Raw genomic sequence first — 8282 nt, 5'->3', positions numbered from 1 at the left:
CGCCGTTGACACGACCCGTCACGGATGGTTCTCTCGTGGTGACCACCAGTTGCGGCGCGGGCAGACGCCGCCATGAAACCCCTTTGAAACAAGGGAGAACCGCCCCCATGAAACGCATCCTGCCGCCCGTGGTCGCCGCGCTCTGCGTGGCCGCCGCCGGCCTCGGCTTCGGAACTGCCGCACCGGCCCAGGCCGCCGGTGAGCAGGTCAACGTCTGGCTGACCACCACCAACGACTCCGGCGGCCGCAACGTGACCCGGGGACTGCAGCAGCAGGCCCCGGTGAACTTCGGCCCGGCCGGCGGCTCCGCGGACCAGACCGTCACGGTCGACGAGAACACCACGTACCAGTCCTTCGAGGGCGGCGGCGCGTCGTTCGCGGACAGCTCCGCCTGGCTGCTGAACAGCAGCGGCGTGATCTCGACCGCCACCCGCGACCAGGTGATGAAGGACCTGTTCGACCCGGTGAACGGGATCGGCCTGTCCTTCGTCCGGAACCCGATGGGCGCGTCCGACCTCGCGCGGTTCAACTACTCGTACGACGACACCTGCTGCGACCTGAGCGACTTCAGCATCCAGCACGACCTGGCGGACGTGGTACCGCTCACCAAGCAGGCCCGCGCACTGAACCCGGCGTTGAAGGTGATGGGGTCGCCGTGGAGCGCCCCGGCGTGGATGAAGGACAACAACGACTTCGTGCACCGCGGCTGGCTGAAGGCCGAGGACTACCCGATGTACGCGCAGTACTTCGTCAAGTACCTGCAGCAGAACGAGGCCCAAGGCAACCACATCGACTACGTCTCGGTGCAGAACGAGCCGACCTGCTGCGGCAGCGACAGCACCGGCTACGCCTCGATGAACTGGAACGGCTCCGGGCTGCTCGAGTTCACCAAGAACAACCTGCTGCCCGCGCTGCACGCTGCCGGGCTCACCACGAAGGTCCTGATCCTCGACTACAACTGGGGCAACTACAACGACCTCGGCTCGGTCCCGCTGGCCGACGCCACGTTGCGGAACGACCCGAACTTCGGCGGGATCGCCTGGCACGGGTACGGCGGTGACGTGAACCTGCAGACGCAGATCCACAACCAGTACCCGTCGGTGAACGCGTACATGACCGAGCACTCGGGTGGCACCTGGATCGGGAACCAGCAGACCGAGGACATGAACAACCTGATCGACTACACCCGCAACTGGGACAAGTCGTGGGTCAAATGGGGCATCGCGCTCGACGAGAACCACCTGCCGTACGTCGGTGCCGGGTGCAACGTGTGCACCGGGCTCGTCACGGTGCACCGCAACGACAGCCAGCGCGGTCAGGTCACCAAGACCGTCGAGTACTACACGATGGGCCACCTGACGAAGTTCGTGAAGCCGGGGGCGTTGCGGATCGACTCCACCGCCAACGGCTCGGTGAAGAACGTGGCGTGGAAGAACCCGGACGGTTCGAAGGCCCTGATCGCTTACAACACCACGGGCAGCTCACAGTCGGTACGGGTGAACTGGGGCTCGCAGTCGTTCGTCTACACGTTACCTACGCAGACGTCCGCGACGTTCACGTGGTCCGGATCGCAGAGCAGTAGTGGTGCTGGGCAGATCACCGGGCTGGCCGGCAAGTGCATCGATGTTGCCGGTGCCGGGACCGCTGATGGCACGGCGGTCCAGTTGTACGACTGCAACGGTACGGCGGCCCAGCAGTGGCAGCGTCCTGGTGACGGGACTTTGCGGGCGCTCGGCAAGTGCCTCGACGTGAACGCCGGCTCGGTGGCCGACGGCGCGAAGGTGCAGCTCTATTCGTGCAACGGCAGCGGCGCCCAGCAATGGACCTATACGAGTGGGAGGGACCTGGTGAATCCACAGGCGAACAAGTGCCTCGATGTCACGGGCAACAATTCCGCCAACGGTACTCCGCTCCAGCTGTGGAGCTGCACCGGCGGAGCCAACCAGAAGTGGACCGTCTCATGAGGCGCGCGACGGCCGCTGCGGCGGCGTTGGTGCTCGGTGGCGGGTTGCTGATGACGGCATCTCCGGCGCAGGCAGCGACCGGTGCGGTCACCGGTCTGGCCGGGAAGTGCATGGACGTCGCCGGGGCGAACAGCGCCGACGGTACGACGGTGCAGCTGTACGACTGCAACGGTACGGCGGCCCAACAGTGGACCCGGTCGAGCGACGGGACGCTGCGGGCGTTGGGGAAGTGCCTGGACGTTTCCAGCGGTTCGGTCGCGGACGGGGCGCGGGTGCAGCTCTGGACGTGTAACGGCACTGGTGCTCAGCAGTGGACGTACACGTCCGGGCGGGACCTGGTGAACCCGCAGGCGAACAAGTGTCTTGATGTGACGGGCAACAACTCCGCGAACAGCACACCGCTGCAGCTGTGGAGCTGTACCGGTGGGGCGAACCAGAAGTGGAACGTGCCGGCCTCGGACGGGCCTCCGCCCACGGACAGCGCGCCGATGGCGGCGGCGCCGTACCTCTATGAAGGCTGGGGTGACCCGCCGAACCCGGCGACCGTGATGAACGCGACCGGAGTGAAGTGGTTCACGATGGCGTTCATCCTGTCCAACGGGTACTGCAACCCGCAGTGGGACGGCGCGCGGCCGCTGACCGGCGGGACCGACCAGCAGGCGATCAACACGATCCGTTCGAACGGCGGCGACGTGGTGGTGTCGATCGGCGGCTGGTCCGGGAACAAGCTCGGGCAGAGCTGCGGTACGGCGGGGGAGCTGGCGGCGGCGTACCAGAAGGTGATCGACACGCTCTCGCTGAAGGCGATCGACATCGACATCGAGGACCAGGAGATGGCGCAGCCGGCGGTCCGGCAGAGGGTGATCGACGCGCTGAAGATCGTCGAGCAGAACAACGCCGGGATCACGACGTACCTGACGTTCGGGACGACCCAGTCCGGGCCGGACGGTGACGGGCAGGACCTGATCAACCGCGGCGCGGCGACCGGGCTGAACCTCGACGGCTGGGTGATCATGCCGTTCGACTTCGGCGGCGGGTCCACGAACATGGGCACGCTGACGCAGCAGGCGGCGGACGGCCTGAAGAACGCGGTCAAGTCGGCGTACGGGCTGAGCGACGACGCGGCGTACCGCAAGATCGGCATCTCGTCGATGAACGGGCTGACCGACAACGCCGGCGAACGCGTCAACCTGTCCGACTTCGAGTCCAACCTCGCCTACGCCACCCAGCACCACCTCGCCCGCTTCACCTTCTGGTCGGCAAACCGCGACCGCCCCTGCACCGGCGGCTCCGCCGACAGCTGCTCCGGCGTCCCCCAGAACCCCTGGGACTACACCAAGGTCATCGGAAGGTACCGCGGGTGATTTGACCCTCCGGTAACCGGAGGGTGGAAGCTTGTCGCATGAACGCGACGGTGACGGTGGGGGAGTTCTCGCGGCTTACTCACCTGAGTGTGAAGACCTTGCACCACTACCACGAGATCGGCCTGCTCGCGCCGGTTTCGGTGGATGCCTCGTCCGGTTACCGGCAGTACGGGACCGGGCAGGTGGAGACCGCGTTGCTCATCCGCCGGCTGCGTCTGCTGAAGATGCCGCTGGCGGATGTGCGCGCGGTGGTCGAGGCGGGTGACGGCGCCGCCCGGGAGGAGACGCTCCGCGCGCACCTGGAGCGGATGGAGCAGGAGCTCGCGCACACCCGCGACGTGGTCGCCTCACTCCGCGAGCTGCTCACCCCGGGCCGCCCGGTGCTCGACGTGCAGTACCGGTTCATCCCGCCGTTCCGTGCGTACGGCGTCCGCGGCGACGTGCTGCGCGACGAGATCGGGCCGTGGTGCGAGTTCGCATACGGCCGCCTCGGCGAGGTGGCAGGTGACATCCGCGGCACCTCCGGCGCGACGTACAGCGACGAGTTCTTCACCGAGGACAAAGGTGAAGTGGTCGCGTTCCACCCGGTCCCGCTCGACCAGCCGGACGCCGACGGGGTTGAGCTCGTCGACCTTCCCGGCGGGTACTTCGCGATCGCCGTGCACGCCGGTCACATGACCGACTTCGACCGGACGTACGGCGCCCTCGGCAGTCACGTCGCGGAGTACTGCGAGGTCGCTCCCGGCCCGATCCGCGAGCTGTATCCGATCGGCCCCGGGGACACCCCCGACCCGGCCGACTACCGCACCGAGGTCTGCTGGCCGATCCAGCGGATCCCTGTCCTGAAAGGCTGAACCGTGTCCATCACGCTGGAGAACATCACCGTCGACTGCACGAACGCGAAGGACCTGGCGACCTTCTGGGCCGCCGTGCTCTCGACCGAAGTAGATGCCGAGGCCAACGAGTTCTTCGCCACCGTCAACCGCGCCGCCGACGGCCCGACCCTGATGTTCCTGCAGGTCCCCGAGCCGCGCAACGGCAAGAACCGCCTGCACCTCGACCTCGCCACCGCCGACTGGTCCACCGAGGTGGACCGCCTGGTGGCCCTCGGCGCCAAACGCCTCGACGAACACACCGAGTACGGCACCCATTGGATCACCCTCGCCGACCCGGAGGACAACGTCTTCGACCTCGCCGACCACGCCTAGGGCAGGTACCGGGTGCCGTCGAAGGTCGCGTGACCGGTCTCCACCTCTTCGGTCAGGCGGGCTCGTGCCTGCGCCACCGGCCACCGGTACGCGCGGGCGAGCTCGCCTGCCGTGGTGGCGAGCATCGTGTCCAGGAACCGTCGCGTCGCGAGCGCGTGGTCCGCCGAACCACCGACGTCGAACTGATGACAGGTGAGCGTGATCAACGCCGCCGGCCAGCCGGAGCCGGTCTCGTCGACACCAGCGGTGGTCACCAGCAGGTTGCGCTGCAGTTCGGTGATCGCCCGCTGGTAGCGGCCCCGGTCGCCGATCAGCGCTCGCAGGGTCGCGGTCGACAGCGGTTCGGCCGCGATCGCCTCGGCGATCTCATGGGCGGCCGGCGACAGCTCCATCAGCACGTGGTCACCGGGGTCGCCCGCCGCCGGGTAGAGGGCCCGCAGGAGCTCCGGCGACAGGAACGAACTCCGGCCGCCGAGATAGGCGCCGTACCAGGCGAGACCGCGGCGGGGCAGCTCGTCCTTCCACGTCCAGACGCGTTGCTCGTTCACGCCCATGCCGCCGCCGAACGGCTCCTCGTCCTCGCCGGCGACGGCATCCCACAGCGACGGTACGACGGCTCGCCGCGCCGGGAAGAGCAACGCGAAACCGATGTCGTCGACGAACTTCGCGGCGCGCTCGATCGATCCGACCCGTCGCCCGCGGACCCACCAGCGGCCGGCGCGAGCCTGGCCGAGCTCCGCGTCGGAGGTGTCCTGGATTCCCATCGGACCAGTCAAACCGGTCCCTTGCGCGGGCGCGGGGGGCGGAGGAACGTGGAGGGTGACCGGCGGCGCCGCCGGGGCGCTGCCCTGAGCGTAAGGGGGTGGATCGTGTACGCGCGTTCCACCACAATCACGGCCGTGCCGGCGACGATCGACGCCGGTATCGCGCGGTTGCGCGACGAAGTGATGCCCAGGCTGGTGGAGATGGACGGCTGCATCGGTCTGTCCATGATGGTCGACCGGGAGTCCGGCCGATGCATCGCCACCAGCGCCTGGCAGTCGGCGGAGGCGATGCGCGCCACCGACGAAGCCGTCCGGCCGATCCGGGACGAGCTTTCGCAGACCCTGGGCGGCGGGAGCCCGGAGGTACAGGAGTGGGAGATCGCCGTCCTGCACCGGGATCACCGAACGGTCGCCGGTGCGTGCGTCCGGGCGACCTGGGTGAAGTCCGATCCGGGGGACCTGGACCGGACGATCGACGTCTACAAGCTGGCGTTGCTGCCGAGGCTCGAGGACCTCGCCGGCTTCTGCAGCGCCAGCCTGCTCGTCGACCGGGCGTCAGGGCGTTCGGTGTCGTCCGTGACGTACGACAGCCGGGAAGGCATGGACCAGAACCGCGAGGCCGCCGCATCGATGCGGTCCGCGACCGCGAAGGACGCCGGCGCCGAAGTCCTGGACGTGTGCGAGTTCGAGCTCGCCGTTGCCCATCTGCGCGTCCCCGAGCTGACCTGATCCGCTCACGTCACAGGAGTACGGCCCGGGTCCCGGGCCGTACTCGTGCTCGAGTCGGCGTCGAGGAAGAGTTGTACGTCGGGGTGGGTGCGGAGCGCCGTACCGGGATAGGCGGGGTCGATCGGCCGGGTGAGCGTGTCGTGGACCGCCTGGCGTTTGACCGCGCCGGGGACCGACCCGATCAGCGTGCGTGCGTTCAGCAGCCGGGGGATCGTGACTGTGACCGCATGCGTCGGTACGTCGGCCAGCGTCGGGAAGTTGCCCTCGTCGACCTGCTGGCGGCGACTCGTCTCGTCGAGCGCGACGCGCTCGATCGCCCGCGAGTCGTCGAAGTCGGCGGGCGGGTCGTTGAAGGCGAGGTGCCCGTTGACGCCGAGGCCGAACAGGACCAGGTCGAACGGCTCGTCGCCCATCAGCGCGGCGTAGTCGTCGGCCTCCGGATCCAGCGGATGAAAGGTTGCCTGTGGCACCTTTTCGAGGAAGGTCCGGCGCAGCCAGTTCCGGAACGACTGCGGGGCCTCCGGCGGCAGACCGACGTACTCGTCCATGTGGAAACAGACGACCTTGCTCCAGTCGAGATCCGGTTCCCCGGCGAGCGCGGCGAGGGTCGCGGTCTGGCTGGGTGCGGCCGCGAGCATGATCCGCGCCCGGCCGGTCGTCGCGATCGCCGTGCGGAGTTGCTCGGTAGCCGCGATGGCTGCGGCGCGCCCGAGTTCCTCCCGGTCGGGGTAGGTGCTGACCCGCGGAGCATGCTCGACAGTCATAAGGAGAACGCTCGCACAACTCACCGTACCGGGGACCGGCCCCGGTGGGTTTCTGTTCGGATGCTGAGAAAGTCAAGTAGAAGGCTCGACTTTGACTACTCTCGACGGAGGAGTTGCCGCCGAGGTTCAGGAGATGGGTCAGATGTCCTCAGTCGGGTTGGAGTGGCCGCAGGCCGTGGTCACGGTGGTGGGCAATCCGCGTGCGGGTTCGCGGACGGCGGCCGCCGCGGCGTCGGTCGCGGAGTTGCTCGCCTCCGAGCTCGGTACGCCGTACCGGATCGACGAGCTGATCGACCTGGTGACGTTCGCGCCGGCGATCTTCCAGGGCGAGCAGGCGGGCGCCGCCGCGCGGTCCGCGCTGGAGAGTGCGGTCGACCAGGTGTCCGCGGCCTCGGTGATCGTTGTCGCGACCCCCGTGTACAAGGGCAGCTACACCGGTCTGCTGAAGAGCTTCCTCGACGTACTGCGGCCGTCCGCGCTGGCCGGATCGGTGGTGATCCCGGTGACGGTCTCCGCCGCCCCGAGTCACAAGCTCCTCGCCGACCAGCACCTCCGCCCGGTCCTCGCCGAGCTGGGCGCGAGCGTCCCGGTCCCCGGCGTGATCCTGGAGGAGCGCGACCTGGAGGATCTCCAGGTCGTGCTCTCCCCGTGGATCCGGGACAACGCCGGCATCGTTCAGGCGACGACCATCGCTCTCCAACCGGTCGCCGCGCCGACGCCGGCTCGCTAGTCGGTGTGGGTCGGCTGGCCGGGGGAGTGCCGGAGGGCCGCGGTCGCCGGGACGAGTGTCGAGCCGAACGTCAGTACGGCGGCCGCGCCGGCAATGGCCAGGTAGATCCAGAGCGGCCCGGTGGGGATCGCGCTGCCGGACACCTTGGACGAGAACGGGAGCAGGCACGCCAGCGCCACCGCAGTACCGAGGGTGATGCCGATCAGCGTGACCAGCGTGCTCTCGGTGGTGAGCATCCGTAGTACCTGGAAGCGGGTGGAACCGGTCAGGCGCTGCAGGGCGAACTCGCGCCGGCGGCGCAAGGTGGTCGACACGAGGGTGTTGACGACCGAGACCGCGGTGTACGCGATCAGCATGCCGACGAGCATGTAGTTGACCCACGCCTGCGTCTGCAGGTCCGCGACGTTCGTGGCGACCAGCGCGCTGCGATCCGCGACCTGTACGCCCGGGTGGGCGGCCGCGAGTTTGGCGAGCGCCGGCCGTACGTCGGTACCGCGGACCAGCACCTGCTTGATGAGCCCGTCCGTGGTGTGCGCGGCGACCAGCGACGCGGGCAGCATGATCGTTTCGTACCCGCGTTCGGCCGCGAAGGTCGCGACGACCTTGAGCTTCACGGTGGTGCCGTCGCCGAGCGTCATCGTGATGTCCGAGCCGACGCCGCGACCGGTCGTGGTCGCCATGCTTTCCGGTACGGCGGCCGTCAGTCCGGTCAGGCCCGTGAGCGATCCGGCCGTCAGCCGTACGGGCGCCGTACCGTCC

At 68.7% G+C, this 8282-nt stretch carries 9 protein-coding genes; 6 read left to right on the top strand and 3 right to left on the bottom strand.

The window, feature by feature from the left end:
• The first annotated feature begins 107 nt into the window (after positions 1-107).
• Genes VFF46_RS37205 through VFF46_RS37190 form a run of 4 tightly spaced genes read left to right on the top strand, consistent with a single transcriptional unit; the run spans position 108 to position 4536 of the window.
• Positions 108-1964 (top strand): ricin-type beta-trefoil lectin domain protein, encoded by a 1857-nt coding sequence (locus VFF46_RS37205; RefSeq protein WP_325041968.1) that lies wholly within the window; start codon positions 108-110, stop codon positions 1962-1964.
• Positions 1961-3328, top strand: a complete 1368-nt coding sequence (locus VFF46_RS37200; protein ID WP_325041967.1) for a lectin — start codon at positions 1961-1963, stop codon at positions 3326-3328. The genes VFF46_RS37205 and VFF46_RS37200 overlap by 4 nt, the downstream gene beginning before the upstream one ends.
• Positions 3329-3366: 38 nt before the next feature.
• Positions 3367-4182: a MerR family transcriptional regulator gene (locus VFF46_RS37195; RefSeq protein WP_325041966.1), complete on the top strand. Its 816-nt coding sequence runs from the start codon at positions 3367-3369 to the stop codon at positions 4180-4182.
• A gap of 3 nt (positions 4183-4185) precedes the next feature.
• Positions 4186-4536, top strand: a complete 351-nt coding sequence (locus VFF46_RS37190) for a VOC family protein (protein ID WP_325041965.1) — start codon at positions 4186-4188, stop codon at positions 4534-4536.
• On the opposite strand, the gene VFF46_RS37185 is transcribed toward VFF46_RS37190, so the two are convergent.
• Positions 4533-5300: an AlkZ-related protein gene (locus VFF46_RS37185; protein WP_325041964.1), complete on the bottom strand. Its 768-nt coding sequence runs from the start codon at positions 5298-5300 to the stop codon at positions 4533-4535. The genes VFF46_RS37190 and VFF46_RS37185 overlap by 4 nt on opposite strands.
• Before the next feature lie 135 nt (positions 5301-5435).
• Between VFF46_RS37185 and VFF46_RS37180 the strand changes: the two genes are divergently transcribed.
• Positions 5436-6029 carry a hypothetical protein gene (locus tag VFF46_RS37180; protein WP_325041963.1) on the top strand — a complete coding sequence of 198 codons (594 nt, stop codon included), beginning with the start codon at positions 5436-5438 and terminating at the stop codon, positions 6027-6029.
• A gap of 5 nt (positions 6030-6034) precedes the next feature.
• Here VFF46_RS37180 and VFF46_RS37175 read toward each other — a convergent pair whose 3' ends face one another.
• Complete coding sequence (locus VFF46_RS37175; RefSeq protein WP_325041962.1) at positions 6035-6793, bottom strand: 6-phosphogluconolactonase; 759 nt, start codon at positions 6791-6793, stop codon at positions 6035-6037.
• Between the two features lie 142 nt (positions 6794-6935).
• Here VFF46_RS37175 and VFF46_RS37170 point away from each other — a divergent pair, with 142 nt between their 5' ends.
• On the top strand, positions 6936-7523 hold the full coding sequence (locus VFF46_RS37170) for an NAD(P)H-dependent oxidoreductase (protein WP_325041961.1): 588 nt from the start codon (positions 6936-6938) through the stop codon (positions 7521-7523).
• On the opposite strand, the gene VFF46_RS37165 is transcribed toward VFF46_RS37170, so the two are convergent.
• Positions 7520-8282 (bottom strand): ABC transporter permease (locus VFF46_RS37165; RefSeq protein WP_325041960.1); only part of this gene is annotated, 763 nt, incomplete at its 5' end. The genes VFF46_RS37170 and VFF46_RS37165 overlap by 4 nt on opposite strands.

Source organism: Kribbella sp. (assembly GCF_035655035.1).
Taxonomy (GTDB): Bacteria; Actinomycetota; Actinomycetes; order Propionibacteriales; family Kribbellaceae; genus Kribbella.
Note: the sequence above shows the minus strand (reverse complement) of the source record. Positions and strands in the feature narration are given on the sequence as shown.